We start from the raw sequence: 18,790 nt of genomic DNA, 5'->3' as shown, positions 1-18,790 counted from the left end.
GGAAAAATGAACCAATTCTCGCGCGATGAGTCTAGATAAATAGAAGTATACTTAGCTTTATGTTATGATTCCTATATAGAGAGAACTTTGTTTAGTCGCCTGGGGGAGAATACAATGGATTTGCTCACGAGCATCTCGGCTAAGGATATTGTCGATATACTCATCGTTAGCTATGTGATTTATAAATTGATCCTAGTGGTGCGTGGGACAAGGGCTATTCAACTGATGAAAGGTATCCTCGTGGTCGTCATTACCTGGGTCATCAGTATTTGGTTTCAGTTAAGTACACTGCAATGGATGGTGAATCAAGCTTTTACGTTCGGGGTGCTTGGGGTTATTATTATTTTCCAACCTGAGCTAAGACGAGCCTTGGAGCAATTAGGTCGAGGCAAGCTATTCGGGAGTAGATCCTCTTCAGAAGAAGATCAAGATGTGAACAAAAGAATCAGCGAAGTGATTCGGGCTGCTAATTATTTGGCCAAACGGAAGATTGGGGCTTTGATTGTTTTTGAGAAAGATACGGGACTTACCGACTATGTCGAATCCGGTATTGCGATAGAGAGCAAAATCAGCGGAGAGCTGTTAATTAATATTTTCATCCCTAATACCCCTCTTCATGATGGCGCAGTTATTATTCGGCAAGGGCAGTTGATGGCCGCGGGTTGTTATTTGCCTCTGTCTGAAAATCCTTTCATTTCGAAGGAACTGGGGACTCGGCATCGTGCAGCGATCGGTATGAGTGAAGTTTCGGATGCGATGTGTGTAATTGTTTCGGAAGAAACAGGTCAAATTTCACTAACCATGAATGGACACATCGTGCGGGATATTAAAGAGGAATCGTTGATATCTAAGCTATTTGAAGAGTTGAAGCCCAAAGCGAAAACAAATGAGAAGAACCCTTTCATGAAATGGTGGGGAGGGCGTTCGAATGGATAAATGGCTGCGTAATACAAATGTGGTACGGATCGTTGCTCTTGTCATCGGGATTATGTTATGGGTAGTTGTCCATATGGAAGAAACGAATATATCAGGGAACACAGCACTGCGTGAGCGAGTGGAAACGATTAATAACGTCTCCATTACAACCAAATATGATGAAACCCATTACTTCATCTCGTCGATGTCTCCTGCGAATGTGCAGGTGATTCTGAAAGGGAAGGAATCGTCCGTTAAGAAAGTGACGGCTAGCAATGCGTATCAAATTCAACTGGACTTGACGCAGGTCGGCAAAGGCGACCATCAGGTTACACTTTCAGCGGTAGGGATACCGTCGGATGTTGATGTGGAGATCGTCCCTAGAACGGTCCACGTCATAATTGAAGAGCTTCAGATGAAAGAAGTACCTGTTGTCATTAATGTCAAAGGAACGCCTGCAGCAGGCCTCAAAGCGGGACAACCTATTGTGAAGCCAGGCAAGGTGTACATTACGGCACAAACGAGTAAACTTGATCAGATTGAGAATGTCCGCGGCGAGGTATCTGTGGATAAAGCACAATCAGCGGTGACGAAGCAGGTTAGACTGCAGGCGTTTGATAAGGAAGGCAAAGAAGTAACCCTTAACATTAATCCTTCGGTTGTAGATGTTGAGGTGCCAATCACAAGCCCGTTCCAAACCATCCCGTTGCAGCTCAAAGTAAGCGGTGAACCGCCACCAGGCTTTGCTATTGCGATGATCACGCAAACTCCTGATAAAGTAACGGTATACGGAGCTCAAGATGTCGTAGATCGCCTAGAATTCTATCAAGGGCCGCAGCTTAGTCTGCAGGATTTGAAGGAAACGAAAGATTTCGCACTGGACATACCTCTCAGGAATAAAGTAACACAATTAGATCCTGCGAAAGTGACGGTCCATGTTGAGGTTGTTCCTTCAATTACGAAGGCAGTAGAAAACGTACCGATTACGATTATTGGTCAAAATGAGAATTACGTAACCAAAGTGACGCAGCCAGCGGCGGCTACCCTGAATATTACGGTAGAAGGTGCTCCTGCCATTATTGATCAATTGAAAGTTCAAGATATTCAAGCGATACTAGATGTAAGTAATTTGCCGCCTGGTAAGCATGAATTGAAAGTAACTTTGAATATGCCTACCTTCGTGAAGCTTGGGCTTCCACAAGAAGTGAAGGCGATTGTTGAAATCAGCGAGAAGAATGTAAAAGCAGCAAATCCATAATGGGGAATAGAGAAAGAGGAGAATACAAAAATGGGGAAATATTTTGGAACAGATGGTGTGCGCGGTGTCGCGAATGGCGAACTCACACCAGAATTGGCTTATAAGGTAGGACGCTGCGGCGGGTATGTATTAACAAGACAGGCGAAGCATCCGAAAGTCGTGATCGGGAGAGATACACGTATTTCGGGGCCGATGCTTGAGGCATCCCTTGTAGCAGGATTGTTATCGATTGGTGTTGAGGTGATTCGCATTGGTGTGGTGAGCACGCCAGCGGTTGCTTATTTGACGAAAAAGCTAGGCGCAGACGCGGGAGTTATGATCTCCGCTTCACATAATCCGGTTGAGGACAACGGGATTAAGTTCTTTGGAGGCGACGGCTTCAAGCTATTGGATGAGACGGAGCTTGAGATTGAACAGCTGCTGGATGCAGCTGTGGATGAGCTGCCTCGCCCGGTTGGCGGCGAGATTGGTACGGTTTCGGATCAACCAGATGCGAAGCACCTTTATCTGGCGTTTTTGAAGGAGACGGTGTCGAAGTCGTTCGACGGCGTGAAGGTTGTTCTTGATTGTGCGAATGGCTCGGCCTATGAGCTGGCGCCTTTGATTTTCCGCGAGCTCGGAGCGGAAGTGATCACCATCGGCGCGGAGCCGAATGGGCGCAACATCAACGATGATTGCGGCTCCACCCACCCAGAGACGCTACGCGACGAGGTGGTTAAGCATGGCGCAGCCATCGGGCTGGCTTTTGACGGCGACGCGGATCGTCTGATCGCGATCGATGAGAAAGGCGATGAAGTCGACGGCGACTTCATCTTGAGCATTCTTGGCGATGCGCTGAATCGTCAAGGTAAGCTGAACCACGGCACCATTGTAACGACGGTGATGGCGAACATTGGCTTTTTCAAAGGCATTGAAAAAGCGGGCTTGAAGGCTCTGCAAACGGCAGTAGGTGATCGCTACGTGATGGAAGAGATGCGTAAAGGCGGCTACAACCTAGGTGGAGAGCAGTCTGGTCATGTGATTTTCCTGGATTACATCTCCACTGGTGATGGTATTCTAACTGCGCTACAATTGGTGAATACCCTAGTAGAATCCGGGCGTAAGCTGAGTGAATTGAAAGGGATTATGCGTAAATTCCCGCAGCTGCTAGTAAACATCCGTGTAGCTGATAAAAGCAAGCTGAAGGACAACGCAGTAATCGAAGAAGCGATTCGTAAGGTGGAAGATGAGCTTGGCGATAACGGCCGCGTGTTGGTTCGTCCTTCAGGTACGGAGTCCTTGATTCGTGTTATGGCGGAAGGCCCAGATAAAGAGCAAGTAGAAGCATATGTTCACGATATTGCGAAGGTTATTCAAGAGCAATTAGTATAATTATAGGCTGCTAGTCCCTCATTTTGCTGGTAAATGGCGATATGGGGGATCAGGCATGCCAAAAACAAGTTGCATTGCAGAGTTAAAATGCATATGATGAAGTTACTCAAGAAGGAAAGGCAGGGCAGAGGTTATTCGTAACAAATAGCGCCAGAACTCGCAAGCGGGACGGAAATGTAGCCGAACGGCTGCTACTACGCGGTGAGTTGACGAGGTGAAGGTGTTCGAAACATTCGGCGGGGACCTTCCGGCATGAGGAGTGCCGTTAAGTTGGAGAGCAAAATCGTTCGGGCGACCGGGCAGACAAGTATCCAACATCTATTAGCTTTTTTTGACATGTACACGTAATGAACGCCCTTATAGATAGTTTATTTAGATATGTTGATAGTGAATTTGAGATCCTTGACAAACAGCCCTTGCAGAAGAGGCTTATAAAAATTTGGAGGTTGTAACTATGTGCGGTATTGTTGGTTATATTGGAAAGCGTAATTCTCAGGAGATTTTATTGGATGGCCTTAAAAAGCTAGAGTATCGAGGCTATGATTCTGCCGGGGTAGCGGTGTATACGGCGGATGGGTTGCAAATTAAAAAGGCCAAAGGCCGTATTGCGAACCTTGAGTCGAAGCTTGGTGAAACACCATTGAACGGAAGCGTTGGCATCGGGCATACACGTTGGGCGACACATGGTAAGCCGTCGGACGTGAATTCACATCCTCATACAGATAATTCCCTGAAGTTCTCCGTTGTGCATAACGGCATTATTGAGAACTATATTACGCTGAAAGAAGAGTTAATCGCGAAAGGCCATGTTTTCGTTTCGGAGACGGATACAGAGGTTATTTCGCATTTGATTGCGAGTTTGTACGAGGGAGATATCCTCAAAGCTGTTCAGAAAGCCGTGAAGCACATGACAGGTGCGTTTGCGCTTGGTGTTTTGACGGAGTTTGAACCGGACCGCCTTGTTGCTGTGCGTCAAGCTAGCCCACTGATTATCGGGATTGGCGAAGGTGAGAACTTCATTGGTTCGGATATTCCAGCGATTCTAGAGTATACACGTAACGTGTTCATTCTAAATGATGGCGAAATGGCGCTATTAACGCGGGATGCTGTCGAATTAATGACATTAGAGGGGGATTTTATTTCCAGGGAAATGTTCCATGTCGATTGGGACATTGTTACGGCGGAAAAAGCCGGATTTGATCATTTCATGTTGAAAGAAATCTATGATCAACCGAAGGCATACCGCGATACGATGGGAAGTCGGATTTCCCCTGACGGTAAGAGTGTGACGTTGAATGAGCTTACGATTACGCCGGAGGCAATTCGTAACATCAGCCGTGTGCATATCGTCGCTTGTGGAACAGCGTTCCATGCCGGTATGGTTGGGAAGTATGTCATTGAGAAAATGGCGCGTATTCCGGTTGAAACGGATGTAGCGTCTGAATATCGTTATCGTTCCCCGATTATCACAAAGGATACGCTCGTGATTGTTGTGAGCCAATCCGGTGAAACGGCGGATACGTTGGCAGCACTACGTGAAGCTAAACGTTGTGGAGCACATGTGTTGGCGATTACGAATGTTGTAGGCAGTTCCGTTGCGCGTGAGGCGAACGATATCATTACAACATGGGCAGGTCCGGAAATTGCGGTAGCTTCGACGAAAGCGTACACGTCGCAATTGATCGCGTTCTACCTCTTGGGCTTGCACCTAGCGCAAACACTGGGTACGCAAACGCCTGAGGAAATTGCTGAAGTCATTACAGCGATGAAGGAATTGCCTGCTCAGGTTAGCGAGATTTTAGAGCAAGCAGAAGCATTGAAAGTTGTTGCTGAAGAGATGGCGAAGCATGATAATCTGTTCTTTATCGGTAGAGGTTTGGATTATGCAGTAGCACTTGAAGGCTCCTTGAAGCTGAAAGAGATTTCTTACATTCACTCCGAAGCGTATGCAGCGGGTGAGTTGAAGCACGGTACGCTTGCGCTAATCGAGGATGATATTCCGGTGATCGCGTTAGCGACACAGCACGAATTGCTCGAGAAAACCGTGAGCAACATTAAAGAAGTGAAGGCGCGCGGCGCGAATGTGCTGGGTATTGCCGTGGAAGGTGAAACGGAGCTGCAGAAGTCGGTCGACAGCACGTTCATTATTCCAAAAACGTTGGATGTGTTGACACCTGCGTTGTCCGTAATTCCTTTGCAGTTGTTGTCTTACTACGCGTCGTTGGCGCGTGGGAATGACGTTGATAAGCCTAGGAATTTGGCGAAGAGTGTAACAGTGGAGTAGGAGAATAAAAAAAACGATCCTGAGATATTATTTCTCAGGATCGTTTTTTTTTAGAAGAGGCGAAATTGGATGAATGGAATTGGAAGTAGAAGATTAATAGTTTAATTTATCCTATCAGATGGAGAGAGAAGCAGCACTCAATGACTTTTTAGAGTTTAGATAAGAGCTGAGCAGAGTCAGGATCATTCCCTGACATTTGTTTGGCTTTTCTTTTTCATGGATTAAACTTGCCAGGGCAGCCGTATAAAGCGATGTCGCTACACTTCTAGTCTAATGAATATAGCTGAAACTCATGGAATGCTGTAAAAAGGTTAATGAAACAAATCAACTGATCATAAATCAAACCGAGTCTCGGATTGAAGGTATTATGCAATTGACGGATAGTTCTGCAACAGACTCCCTTGTACCTGCCAAGCTACAACCTATTCTGCAGAGGAAATGGACGAGTCGTTACGAGAATTATGTTGATTTTCACGATTTGCAGTTGACATTGACCCGGATTAAATCTGCGGATATACGAAGTCAGATGAAACTATATAGCCTGGTTTCGGGGTGGGCGATGGACAGTGCCGGGTTCTTTGAGCCTACAGCACAAGATGAGGGCTTGAAGAAACTTATGCTGGGCAAAATGGTTAACTCAAATCTGAACACCATTTGGACAGGAGATGCGTCTAGTTTTTATTACGCCCGGCGAATACCGTTCTATTCTAGTGATCCTGAAGCTGTATTTATCATGGCCATTTCACTAAGTGACCTCAGCAGAATTGTGGGGGAAAGTCATCAATTGGGTTCACTTGTCATTCTGGATAATTCCAACCAGACTGTATTCAGCCAATTGGATGAAGTTTGGAGAGACAACGAATTCTCGCATATAATTGCAGGCAAGTTACAAGAAACGGATGAAAGTAATGGGTATTTTACTACTGAACTCAATGGCAGGCAGACCGAAGTGGTATTTACGAAATCTACGTATAACAATTGGACGTATCCTGGATTGGATCTCGTCGGGAATATACACCAATTTCTAAGCTGTACCGTTCTGTAAGAGTTTGTATCCTCCCTGATTTCATGGGTCACTCAGCGGGTGATAAAAGTTCATCCTCCTCAACACCCGATTTATCAATCATAATAAATGCCATGAGAGGTTTGTTGAGGAGGATATAGATTTATGATGAACAAGAAGATGTTAGTAACAATGCTGGGATGTGTGGTGGCTGCCTGCTTGACTGCCTCCAACTTTGCGTCCGCTTTCGGTGAGACAGTGCCGGAGGGGATGGAGATTAAAGGATTCAGTCTTGAAGATACGGCTTCAGACATTGTCGGTGCGGCGGATTTTACGCCGGAGGGCAACAAAGACGGCCACTTCAAGCTTTCACTGGTGTTAGAAGAGAAAACAACGATTAACGCGGTCGTGCTTCGTTCGACCGATGCTTACGGCAAGGATAATTACCAGGGCGTATGGCGGACCAATCGTGCCACAACTGGATGGCTGCTTGGCATTATGCATGGCAGCGATATCATCAACCCCGGTTTTCGTAAAGATGTAAAGGAGCCTGTCGGTACCTTTGAAGGTACGATGAACTGGGACTTGTATGCCAGTAATAATGGCACGATCAAGGAAACGCAGTACTATGTTTTGGAGATCGAGACGCCGGAAGGAACGGTAGTTTCCAAGCCTATCAAGTACAAGAAGCCGCAGAGGGAATCGACTTCGACTCCTGCACCAACACCAACACCATCGACGGCGCCAACACCAACACCATCGACGGCACCAACACCAACACCGGCATCAACACCGACACCGACAGCCGCTCCTGTTCCGATTAATCCGCTTAAGGTTACAGGAGGCGTCAATTCCGTTACCGTAGAGAGCGGTACTCCTGAATCGACGGTGAATCTTATGCGCATACAGGCAGATCAGACCATAACGATAGGATTTTCTGTCATCAGGTCTAATGGAAGAACAGACTTCTATGCCCCGCCCGGAACGGATTACTATGTTTTCAATGCGGCAGGGAAGCGGTTCGGTCCGGTTGCGGTAACGGCAGGAGAAAACAGCAAATTGTTTAACCTGTCGAACACGACGGCTACCGCGACTTTCAATCCGGCATCAGGTATGTACGATGTTAAAGTCAGCGGCGAAGTTCTAAATTCCGTAGTGAAGGTATCGGTATCGGGATACAACGAAACCATTCCAATCGTAGACAACAAGTTCAACGTAACCTACAGTGCCGATCCGTACAGGTATTCAACAAGAGTAGTGATATCGGCGGCAACAGCGGATGGAACGAAATCCATTATCTATATGGATACGCAGCGCGATCTCGTTGATAATTTAACGGTTGAGGCTACTAAGCTGGATCAGAACGGAACATGGCTGATTAGAGGGAAATATGCACCGGGAAAAAGCAAGGAAGGCTTGGAGGTTTACTGGAAAAATGATGGAGGGCAAGTGACTTACTTGCAGGATGAGCGGCTAATCGGCAAAGTGGCGCCGCTGTCCATAGAGGAGGTTGCTCTTAAACAGTCTATGGATGATTTTGAATATAAAATAACGACCCAAAAAGACAGGATTGAACTAGGCTTCTATGTAAAGAACAGCCAAGGCCAATACGAGTACGTTATACCTATGGAAGGTTTAGGAACGCTGCGTCCGATGGAGAACATTTACATGCAAATCGGATCCACTTCGGCCATAGTGAACGGCAAAGATCAACAGCTGGAGGTTGCGCCGTATTATTTGAATGGACGAACGATGGTGCCGATCCGGTTCATCAGTGAAGTTATGGGTGTGGAGGTAGGCTGGAACGATGAAGATCAAACCGTCACCCTGACCAGGGGGGATACTAAAATAAAGCTGCAGATACACAATTATATGGCCTATGTGAACGGCGTGCCAACATGGTTGGATACATGGCCTCATATTAAAGATGGCGTAACCATGGTGCCGCTGCGATTTGTCGGCGAGAGCTTGAACAAGGACGTTCAATTCGACGAAGGTAGAATACACATAACGAATAAAAATGAATGATACGGTTATCCGCAACAACAGAAAAGGAGCCACGCAGGTTTGCGGGCTCCGGTTTTCTTCTTTAAAATTCGCCTATCATTTCAGCAGCTTGTTTCGTATGCTCCGAATTTGCGTTTTGATCGTGTTCACAGACTTGTTCAACATATTAGAAATTTCGGTCCGGTTGTAGCCTCGTTGTTTGAGCTCATGAATTTCCCGCTCTGAGGAAGTGAGCTGCATTAACCGGATTTCCTCCCGCATCGTGCCAGCGGCATCCGGATGGATGGAGGATTCGCCCTTGTAGGCCTCCCGGATCGCTTTCACGATATCATGGAAGTTTGATTTGCTGATGTAATTGACAGCCCCGTTCTGGAATGCCTTCACGATAATCTCTTTTTCCGTCAATGAAGTTAACATAATAATTTTAACATCGAATTGTTTCGCCAGCATCAGTTCTCTGGTCGTATCCAAACCGTCCAATTGATTGTGGGTCAGGTTAATGTCCATCAACACGACATCCATTTCAACGGAAGCCGCTGCTTCCAGAGCCTCCTGCCTCGTTGCCGCCGCTTTGACAATCTCGATGTCCGCTTCCATGCCCAAATCTTCCGTTAGCCGTTCTCTCCAGAACGGATCGTCCTCCACCAACATGACGCGTATAAGTTGAACCATTCGTTCCCTTCCTCTCATTAAACACCGGCTTGCAATGGGGAAGAGGACTTAACTGCAGTTATTTGACGCATCCTCCTGGACGGAAAACGAAGCTCCATCCAAGTCCCCAGTCCCGGATTCGAATCTACGAGGCGAATGCCTCCGCCATGCTTCTGCATCACTGCGTAACAATAGTTGAGCCCGAGACCGTAATTCGAGGTTCCTTTTTTTGTCGTAAAAAAAGGATCGAACATCTTCGCAGCGCTTTCTTTCGGAATACCCGTCCCGTTGTCTTTCACCCAGACGAGAATATTTTTCTTGATCTTCTGCACGGTTATCGAGATTTGGCCATTGTCCTGTTCAAGAGCATCGACCGCGTTGGCGAGCAAGTTGCCGATTACTTCTCGGATATGGGTGCCATCACAGATGAGGATCGGATCGATTTGGATGTCCCTGACGATTTGGACCCGTTTCTCCTGAAGCACTGGCTCCAATGTCTGAACACTGATCTCCAGCAGATCTGCTAGCCGATGCTCCTGCTCATGAAGGACAATCCCATCGGTCCTTTCTTTGAACTGGTTGACCATTTTGAGTATATGCTCGGCTACATGATCCAGATTTTCGAGATTGCGCAAGGTCTCTTCCTTGTCGTCATTGACCACCGCTCCGCGCATCCGGCTGCTTAAATAGTTGATCTTCTGCACTTCGTTCTTGATTGTATGGTTCAGAATGAGGGCGCCTTTGGTCAGATTTCTCATGGAGTAATCGATTTTCTGCTTCTCAATCCGCATCTTGATCCCCATAAAGCCGTATTTCATGGAGTAAAACACAAACATGGATACAAATACCAGTGCGATCAGGAAGTTAAACTGCCACATATTATTGCTCACAATCTTCAAACCATCCCGACCGATCAGAAAATGGTCCAATCCGTAGTAATCCGTCGCATACAAAAAGCTGATGCATACCATAAGAGCAGCCGCAGTGCGGAAGCTATTCTTCTTGTGATGAGGGTTCCTCTCGGCTGCATACCGCAGCCAATAAACAGACAATCCCGCCGCAAAATAGATCCCGGACATGATCCTAAAGGACGGATGTCCCAGCTGTAATACCGGATATAAGGGTGGTAAGGTAGCAAGGTAGATGAGAATCGGCAGCGGCAAGAGCAGGCTGAATAACAGGATGCTCTTGCTGCGAAAAATTCTGGTGAACACGAGCGAGCACATCAGCAATAGATAAGGTAAAAAATGATATTCCAGACCCCAAATGAGCATTGAAAACAGTCTGACAGTTTCAGCTGTTTCTGGCGCAAATGAAGAAGAAGTGCGCATCCAAGGTAAAAGCGAAATGTTCAATACCACAGAAAAACTGGCAAAACCCGTTACATACAACAATGCGCTGAACCAGCGGACATGCCCTTGCTTCGGGTTGTTTACCAGCATGAGTGTGCCTAACGTCCACAATGAAATGAATATGGAGCAATATAAAATGACCATCTTAAGCCTCCAAACCAGATGGGGTGATAAAAGTTCAACCTTCTACAAAGACTCCAACTCCCCTTATACTGAAGATATAGCGGGATCGGCAAGCCTTCAGGGCAGGATTGTGTGAACGTCACAATATATTCATTATAGCAGTAACAACAGTACCTGTGGAAGTTAACGAGACTGTGATAAAAGTGCGAAAAATAGACTAATCTTTCAAATGTTTGTTTCATAGTACTGGAAGTTTGATTCAAAATTCGTTAAAATTGATACATATTGTATCAGAATTATGGAGGGTATAAGACAAATGAAATTCGGACTTTTGAAAACCATTCGCAACATGCTGGCTCCTTTGCTGGCCCTTATCCTTATGATCACGTCGGCGCTGCCGGCAGCGGCCAACGTATCGGAGATAAGCGCATCCAGTCCAACCTCCTCCGTAACAGAGACTGTATACGGCAAGGTTGGTAGAACGGCAGCAACGGCCATACCGGGACCACCGCTTTCGTGGAATGTACTTTCCAAGCTGAACCATGGCTTTACGAGTTTGATGTACGCGGCATCAGACCGCCCGATCTCAGAGCTCAGCTCGGACGAAAAGTATTTGGCATTTCTGACGTACGATATGTCTGATGAGGTCGGAATAGGGAGGAAGGTTGTGCAAATTCAGGACCGCGCTACGGGGGAATTGCACCAAGTCAAGACACCTTCTGCGACCGGGTGGGTGCATCATTTCGATATGTCGTCGGATGCCCGCTATGTCGCCTTTAGCTACAGCGAGGAACTTATCAGTCCTAATGTGAAAGTGTATTTGTATGACAGAAGCACGGATATATTAGAAACAGTGAACGGAGTCGGTTCAACCGCAGGGTTTCCGGACTTCGATAGCAACAAGGTATCGATTAGTGATGATGGCCGCTTTGTGGCGTTCGATACGGAAGCGAACATCGTGGATCTCGGGGATGAAGACGGGAAGCGGGACGTGTACCGCTATGACCGGCAAGGCTCCGGCATTAAGCTGCAACGGCTCAGTGTTCCGCTTGAAGCGAACTTTAACGATGAAAGCCGTGATCCTTCCATCAGTGCGGACGGCAGCAAAATCGCTTTCGTCTCCAAATCGAAGTTGACGGCTTTGGATGATTATATTGGGACGGAAAGCCTCTACCTGTATGACAGCGCAGCAACTGGCGGGCAGGCATTGAAGCGTGTGACACAAGGATACACGCCTTCGATCAGCGGCGACGGCCGATGGATGACTTTTACGACATACCGAGATGACCTAGGTTCTGTTGATACCAATGGCACCCAAGATATTTATGTATATGATGCTACCAATGGAAACTTTCAACGCGTGTCTTTGAAGCCGGATGGTACGGAATTTGACCTTGACAGTATAAATCCTTCGATTAGCCGAAACGGTACTTATGTTGCTTTCGAGACAGAAGTATTGGTCATACACGACGGTGATGAGGATGTGGAAACGGAAGCTTACGTGGCAGACAGCCATGGCTTGACCTCTGCGAAGGTCGCTGTTCCTGGAGCCCCCCTTTCCTTGATTCCTTCGGCTAAACGACCTGTCGTTTCCGATACAGGGACTGTTAATTTCTATTCCTTTTACGTAGAAAATTTCGGAGGAACGGAATTCCCATTCCCCGATTACTTTATCGCTGCGAATGGATCAGCGCCGGTCTGGCCGTCAGGCAGCACCTTGCAGGCGTCTAATCTGGGAGCGGACCACATCACGTTAAGCTGGCCCGGAGTCTCCGATCCGAACGGAGTTACAGGTTACGCTATTTATAAGAACGGTAATCCCATTACGTATATTGCGGCAACCGGGCAAGCAAGCTATTCGGTAGCTTTGACTAATCAGGTTCGGGATGAGGGGATGGACTACCTTTTCCAAGTAGAAGCCATTGACAGTAAGTACCATTGGAGCTTGAACGGTCCAACCTATAATTGGGAATCCGATGGGGATGGAAATCCTCCCCCCCAAGATCTGTTCCTTTTCTGGAACGGGGAACGCAGCGACGCGAACGGTCCTCTGAAGCAAGAGAGTACGATTAAGATTACGGCCAGAGGGGCATCAGGTCTTGCAACGAAGCTTCAATGGACATATAAAGAAGAAACAAGTGGGGTAGTAACGTCCAAATCTAATTCAATGTTATTGACGGAAAGTCAGACTGGCTCTGGTTTTTACACGGGTACCTTCAAAATGTCCCCGAACGCCACGGAACTGAGTTCCATTGTGCTTATGCAGAAAAAGGCTGATGGCACGGAAGTATCAGAACATGCGGAGAATCTGCCTATTGCTGTCGGAGGAGGGCTCCAAGTCCAGTTCTCGAATGCCACTCTGCAAGAGCTTCGCGGTGCGATCCTGACCGTATGGGGAGAATCGGGAGAGCACACCTTAAAAGTGGAGGAAAACGGCGTGAAGGTCCTCACCGGACTGATGCCGGGAACTGAGTATGTAGTCTACTTGCATACGCCAGATCACAGGTACGAGATGGGCAGGCTGGACAGTATCACCGTTCGAGCGGGCCAAACCAACACGGTTATCTTGCCTGTCACTCTTCCCGCTCAAGCCCGGGTCAAAGTGGTGAATAACCAAGGCAAACCGGTGGCAAACGTCCCAGTTACACTTTGGGATGCGGACCACGAGCTTCTTATGTCCACCACGACAGCCGTGGATGGAATGTCTTATTCTTACGATGACCTGCTGCGGGACCAAATCGTGACGGCAGAGCTTGATCTTAGTGATCTCTTCTACGAATATGCGCCGGGTACCAATTTGAGCATGAAGCTGGTTAGCGGGGATAATGTTCTGACCGTCAACCTGATTTCTCCCGATCGGGGGATGTTAGAGTTAACGGTGAAGGATCCAGCCAACAAGCCTGTCTTTAATGCTTATGTGACCGCCACTCAGATGTATAGAGGCAAACCGATCGTTATGAAGGCCCGCACCAGCTTGGACGGAAAGGTAAGGATGGAAGGACTTTTTGTAGGGGATGTGGTATTGGAAGCTTCAGAGTCCTCCTATCTCTATAGTTCCGGTCAGGTCCCGGCACAGGTAACGGCCAATTCAACCACCGTCAAAGACATTCCGGTTAGACAACCGGGACAGGGGATTGTGAATCTCAAGGTGTTTAAGAAAGCGCTGGATACGGAGTGGCAGGGACCGCTTAACATGGAGAATGAAATGTTCCTGTCCCATGTGGAGTCGAAATTCGGCTGGATAAGCACTTATTTTTCCAATGCGGTTTCGATAGGCGGAAGTCGGGGGACACCTGTAAATGTCTGCGTATCCGGGGCGATTTACGCCTATGTGAGTCAATGTAAGGATTTTATATTGGACGAAAACTCCAATGCCACAGCCGAGATGAGGTTGGAGGAAACGGGTGCCCGTGTTCAAGGGAAGGTGGAGCTCCGAAGTAATATTTACTATGGTGCTTCAGTCTATGAAATTAAACCAAACGGCAGCAAGGTATGGGTGGCCAATGCTTGGGATAATAACTTCCAGACGGAGCCTTTCAACATCAACGTTCCTCGCGCGGGTAACTACCGGATGGAAATCAACCGGAGTGTGAAAGACGCGAATTCCCGTTACCGTTATGACTATGCGTCGGTCGATTTCTCCGTCGCCGAGAATCAAATTAAGAATTTGGGCGAGATCACCTTTAGCCCATCCCAATATTTCACCAACAAAACAGGTAACTATTTCATGGCGCAAACGGTCCGGGCCACACCTGGAAGCACGGTGTCACTCCGAGCTTCTTACCGGAACAATAACGATAACCCTGCAACAAATGCTGATCTGCTCCTGGACATTCCAGATGGGACGACGCTCGTTTCCGACGAGTTAGGAAACAAGGCGGTAACCGGAGCCAAAGGTCCAGTTACGGTAGAGGGCAATACACTTCGCGTGCCTGTAGGCACTTTAGCCAAAAATGATGAAGGCACAGTCGTTTATAAACTTGCGGTTTCTCCTAGCTTTAATAAAGATACCATGGTTTCAGTGGCGCGCATCGATGCTACTCTGGGTTCTGTACATGTTGTGGAAACACTGGGGAAAGTTTATCTGGATATGCCGAAGGTGACGCTGGATGCGCCGGAGCGGATAACCGATGCCGACCGTGGTACCGTATTAAGCGGTTTTGCTCCGGCAGGCAGTACATTGGTGCTATATGACTCGAATGTTCGGATAGGTGGCGTCGTTGCCAACGCATCCGGTGTATGGAAAACATCGGTTACGCTTGTGGATTTAGGAGATCCCGGCTTCCATGCCTTGTGGGCGGAGACGACGGTAAACGCCGTAAATCTCAAATCCGAAAAGACATTCGTGATGTATGACACGCATGGACCTCAGCTGTTGCGAATGGCTATGGCCCAAGCGCCAGCAGGACGTTGGGTGACGATGGAAACCGGGGCACCAGACTTCGCTTATACGGTTGTGCCTGGAAATCCTTTCTTATTGGACTTTGAATTTTCGAATCCAGATCAGGTCGAAAATGTCCGTGTCTATATGGACGGTCAGGAGGGTGAACCGATTGCGGCCATAAGAGATGGTATTTTATATCGGGCGACAGTACCGACAAAGCATGATGCGCTGGGGGGAATTTACATCGATTACGATGTGAAAAAACCGGAGCGCACCTATGACGGAACGATGCCTGATTTAGATCAGGTTCGTGCTTCGCTACCCCCTGGAATGAAGGATTTCGAGGTTGTTTCGAAGACACCGTTCGAGCTGGTAAGCGGAGTTTACACAGGCACAGTCGTCATAAAGTTCCCGCAGCTAAGTAACAAACAAATGTCGATTACCCTTACGATCGATCCGGATTCTAATTATGAGCCTACGGAAGAGGAAAAGGTATTAGCTGCGCGTTCGGGCGTTCCAGCCATCCAGTCGAGCTTTGAGGTAAACGAGACGGACACCTTCCTCAGCATTAAGACGCACGGCTATATGCCGAGTAATCTTTTGTCCGAGGAGTTCACGGGCCTCACAGGCTTGCGTGCTCTTGGCCGTCCGGCCAAGGCGGGGGATTGGGGTCATACGGCAGAATATTTCATGGAAATTAAATCCGACGTGGATGAAGTGAAGGGACCCATCGATGAATTCAAGGGCCAGTACGAGGACTATATGGGCTTTGCTGGCAAAGTGAATAAGATCATGTACAACGTGGAGACCAGCGGTCTTGATTGTCTTGAAGAGCTGCCGGCTACTGTGAAACAAGGCGGTAAGGCATTGGCCTCATTGGTTGTCGGTGAGGTGGCCAAAACCGCTCTGGGTGCCTGGACGGGGGCAATGGCGCTGACTGGAGGCGGTGCTGTTGTGGCAGGTTTTGCCTCTGGCGTGCTGGAAGATAAGATCGACAATTATGTTGACGAGCAGATTGATGCCATCGGGTCAGGGTACAACAGGTGCAGCGACAATCCTGACAGGAAAAAGAATAAGGGATATAACGTCGCACGGCCAAAATGGATCTATGATCCTAGCGGTTATGTGTATGAAGCGGTAAAGAGCAATCCGCTTTCGGACGTTACGGCAACTGTCATGTATCAAGATAAGAACTCGGGTGTTTGGAAGGTTTGGAATGCGAAGGAATATGACCAAATCAATCCGCAGCTGACCGATGGGGCCGGGAAATATGGCTGGGATGTTCCTCCTGGCAAGTGGAAGGTCGAGTGGAGAAAGGCAGGTTACCAGCCTGTCTCCAGTGAGGAACTGGATGTGCCGCCTCCACAAACTGAGGTCAACGCAGGGATGATTTCATGGGACGCACCACAAATTTCCACAGTAACAGGCGTTACCTATAGTGGTGGTAGTTATGTGGATATCACATTCTCTAAATATCTGAAGGTTGTGGACTTGAAGGAAGAAGCCGTCGTCATTCAAACGGAGCAAGGTGTTGGTGTGGAGGGCACGGCAGCATTTATACAAAAAGAAGAAAGTGCTTCGGACAAAAATGTTATGCTTTCCAAGACGATCCGGTTTACTCCAAAGGTATTGAAGGCAGGCATCGGATATAAGCTGAAGCTGAACCCTGCATATATAACGAGTTATGCTGGCAGGAAAATCGAGCATGGAGATGCTGGATTTACCGCAAAAGTCCTTGATACGACTGGACCTACGGTGAGCGATGTTGCGGTGGAAAGTGGAGGACGAATCGTCCGAATCATCTATAATGAACCGATTTCAACAACGGCAGATGTGAATAAGATCCAGTTGAACGGGGTTACGGGACTAATAACTTCTGCTGTCGCAGATTTGAAGCGGGGTCAAACGGAAACCAGGGACCTGCTGTTAACCGTGGACGGGGCCGTAACGGCAGCATCGGTACTTACGCTCATGGAAGGGGCTGTAAAGGATCTTCAAGGAAATGCCTCTGCGTTTAAGGTCGCTTCCATGGGATCAGCTCCACCACCCCCTACATCCGAAGGTGGTGGTGGGGCGTCGGCTCCTCCCCCTAAAGACCCGCTAGATCTAGGGGAGAAGGCAGTTATCGAGAAGAAATCAACTTCCTCCGGCGGAAATGCTTTCTATCTGACTATCGAGAAGGAAGCGATAGCTGGAGCCCTTAAGGAAATCAAACCGTCTCAAGAGCTGTATATCAAGGTGAAAGAGCCTGCAGACGAAATCATTCTGCAGTTCCCTGCGGAGTCGGTTGGTCAGATAGCAGATGCCAAAGCTACCATACGCTTGATCTCCGATGGAATGAGCTTCAAGTTGGACCCCGCAGTCTTCACAATCGGCAAAACGGAGGTTGGAGCGAAAGTTCGAGTAACTATTAACTTAGCGAAAGGACAAATGGGCAAGGACGCGGAGGAAGCAGCGAGCAAACTAAATATGAATTGGCAGCTGCTGACGGCAATGGCAAGTGTGAGGGTTGACATGGTCAACGGAACTCAAATCCAACCTGTGTCTTTGGCCAAGAAGAATGCAATTGTGGGAAATTACTCGGGACTCCAAGGCACAACGCTGGAGATTTATCGGTACGATCCGATAACCCGAATTTGGAGCTATGTACGCAGCGTACCGAACGGGAATGGCCAAGGGCTGCAGTTTGATATGAGCAGCACGAACATCTTTGCAGTGATGAGCTACACAAACCGTTTCAGAGATACAGTTAACCACTGGGCAATGCAAGATATCGATTGGATGGCTCGACGTCTCTTGATCAATGGCGTTTCCCAGGCAGAGTTCCGTCCAGAAGGATCCGTTACCCGAGCGGAGTTCGCCGCTATGCTCGTTCGGGCATTGGGAATCCAATCAAACGGATCGCAGGCGAGTACGTCTTTCTCAGACGTAAACCAGAACGCTTGGTATTACAATGAGGTTCTAGCAGCCGTAACCCATGGTCTTGTAGACGGATTCGAATCTGGGCAATTCGGGCCAGATGAGAAGATCACCCGTGAACAAATGGCGGTTATGATCAGCCGGGCATACAAGCTTGCCAATTCAGCTGGTAACGCCTCTTCCGCTGTAAACTCGGGCGAGAAATTTAAGGATAGCGACCAGATACAGAGCTGGGCAAAACAAGCGGTAGCTCTGGTTCTGAAGGATGGCATCATGCAGGGTATGACGGATGAAACTTTCGTGCCGGATGGCATCACAACCCGCGCGCAAGCCGCGGTCGTACTGAAAAGATTCCTGATCAAACAGGAATAGAAAATCACAAAGAGCCCTCTTAGGAGGGTTCTTTGCTTATTAGCATAGGATCATTGACTTTTGTACAAGGCTTAGGCTTCGCCCTTGTTCTGATTAGAAAAAAGTCTTGATAATGTAAATTACATCTTGGGATTTACAAATGAGCAAAAAT

At 47.8% G+C, this 18,790-nt stretch carries 10 protein-coding genes; 8 read left to right on the top strand and 2 right to left on the bottom strand.

The features are described 5' to 3' along the window. The first annotated feature begins 114 nt into the window (after window positions 1-114). The 6 genes from cdaA (at window position 115) to ACSQ8P_RS33115 (ending at window position 8,859) form a co-directional block, all read left to right on the top strand. Window positions 115-936, top strand: coding sequence for a diadenylate cyclase CdaA (gene cdaA, locus ACSQ8P_RS33140; RefSeq protein WP_056618181.1), 822 nt, complete (start codon window positions 115-117; stop codon window positions 934-936). After that, window positions 929-2,173, top strand: a complete 1,245-nt coding sequence (locus ACSQ8P_RS33135) for a CdaR family protein (protein ID WP_436239075.1) — start codon at window positions 929-931, stop codon at window positions 2,171-2,173. The genes cdaA and ACSQ8P_RS33135 overlap by 8 nt, the downstream gene beginning before the upstream one ends. Before the next feature lie 30 nt (window positions 2,174-2,203). Beyond that, complete coding sequence (glmM, locus tag ACSQ8P_RS33130; protein WP_436239074.1) at window positions 2,204-3,544, top strand: phosphoglucosamine mutase; 1,341 nt, start codon at window positions 2,204-2,206, stop codon at window positions 3,542-3,544. 454 nt (window positions 3,545-3,998) lie between these two features. Further along, on the top strand, window positions 3,999-5,828 hold the full coding sequence (glmS, locus tag ACSQ8P_RS33125; protein WP_436239073.1) for a glutamine--fructose-6-phosphate transaminase (isomerizing): 1,830 nt from the start codon (window positions 3,999-4,001) through the stop codon (window positions 5,826-5,828). A gap of 292 nt (window positions 5,829-6,120) precedes the next feature. Continuing rightward, window positions 6,121-6,873, top strand: a complete 753-nt coding sequence (locus tag ACSQ8P_RS33120; RefSeq protein ID WP_436239072.1) for a hypothetical protein — start codon at window positions 6,121-6,123, stop codon at window positions 6,871-6,873. Between the two features lie 123 nt (window positions 6,874-6,996). Next, entirely contained in the window at window positions 6,997-8,859 is a 1,863-nt protein-coding gene (locus ACSQ8P_RS33115) for a copper amine oxidase N-terminal domain-containing protein (RefSeq protein ID WP_436239071.1), read from the top strand. A gap of 75 nt (window positions 8,860-8,934) precedes the next feature. On the opposite strand, the gene ACSQ8P_RS33110 is transcribed toward ACSQ8P_RS33115, so the two are convergent. Both ACSQ8P_RS33110 and ACSQ8P_RS33105 read right to left on the bottom strand, forming a co-directional pair. Then, window positions 8,935-9,510 carry a response regulator gene (locus ACSQ8P_RS33110; RefSeq protein ID WP_436239070.1) on the bottom strand — a complete coding sequence of 192 codons (576 nt, stop codon included), beginning with the start codon at window positions 9,508-9,510 and terminating at the stop codon, window positions 8,935-8,937. A 17-nt stretch (window positions 9,511-9,527) separates the two neighbouring features. Beyond that, window positions 9,528-10,763, bottom strand: a complete 1,236-nt coding sequence (locus tag ACSQ8P_RS33105) for a sensor histidine kinase (protein WP_436239069.1) — start codon at window positions 10,761-10,763, stop codon at window positions 9,528-9,530. Here ACSQ8P_RS33105 and ACSQ8P_RS33100 point away from each other — a divergent pair. Beyond that, complete coding sequence (locus tag ACSQ8P_RS33100) at window positions 10,756-11,100, top strand: hypothetical protein (RefSeq protein WP_436239068.1); 345 nt, start codon at window positions 10,756-10,758, stop codon at window positions 11,098-11,100. The two genes, ACSQ8P_RS33105 and ACSQ8P_RS33100, sit on opposite strands and share 8 nt — an antisense overlap. Window positions 11,101-11,280: 180 nt before the next feature. Next, the gene (locus tag ACSQ8P_RS33095) at window positions 11,281-18,639 is read left to right on the top strand and encodes an S-layer homology domain-containing protein (protein ID WP_436239067.1); all 7,359 of its coding nucleotides are present in this window, start codon (window positions 11,281-11,283) and stop codon (window positions 18,637-18,639) included. The last annotated feature ends 151 nt before the right edge of the window (window positions 18,640-18,790 follow it).

Origin of the sequence: Paenibacillus sp. LjRoot153 (assembly GCF_964253085.1) — a bacterium.
GTDB lineage: Bacteria > Bacillota > Bacilli > Paenibacillales > NBRC-103111 > Paenibacillus_E.
The sequence above is the reverse complement of the archived record's forward strand: the minus strand, read 5'-3'. Positions and strand labels throughout refer to the sequence as shown.

Excerpts from the sequence above, each read along its gene's own strand:
- cdaA (WP_056618181.1), top strand. The coding sequence starts at position 115 with ATGGATTTGCTCACGAGCATCTCGGCTAAGGATATTGTCGATATACTC.
- ACSQ8P_RS33135 (WP_436239075.1), top strand. The coding sequence starts at position 929 with ATGGATAAATGGCTGCGTAATACAAATGTGGTACGGATCGTTGCTCTT.
- glmM (WP_436239074.1), top strand. The coding sequence starts at position 2,204 with ATGGGGAAATATTTTGGAACAGATGGTGTGCGCGGTGTCGCGAATGGC.
- glmS (WP_436239073.1), top strand. The coding sequence starts at position 3,999 with ATGTGCGGTATTGTTGGTTATATTGGAAAGCGTAATTCTCAGGAGATT.
- ACSQ8P_RS33120 (WP_436239072.1), top strand. The coding sequence starts at position 6,121 with ATGGAATGCTGTAAAAAGGTTAATGAAACAAATCAACTGATCATAAAT.
- ACSQ8P_RS33115 (WP_436239071.1), top strand. The coding sequence starts at position 6,997 with ATGATGAACAAGAAGATGTTAGTAACAATGCTGGGATGTGTGGTGGCT.
- ACSQ8P_RS33110 (WP_436239070.1), bottom strand. The coding sequence starts at position 9,510 with ATGGTTCAACTTATACGCGTCATGTTGGTGGAGGACGATCCGTTCTGG.
- ACSQ8P_RS33100 (WP_436239068.1), top strand. The coding sequence starts at position 10,756 with ATGAGCATTGAAAACAGTCTGACAGTTTCAGCTGTTTCTGGCGCAAAT.
- ACSQ8P_RS33105 (WP_436239069.1), bottom strand. The coding sequence starts at position 10,763 with ATGCTCATTTGGGGTCTGGAATATCATTTTTTACCTTATCTATTGCTG.
- ACSQ8P_RS33095 (WP_436239067.1), top strand. The coding sequence starts at position 11,281 with ATGAAATTCGGACTTTTGAAAACCATTCGCAACATGCTGGCTCCTTTG.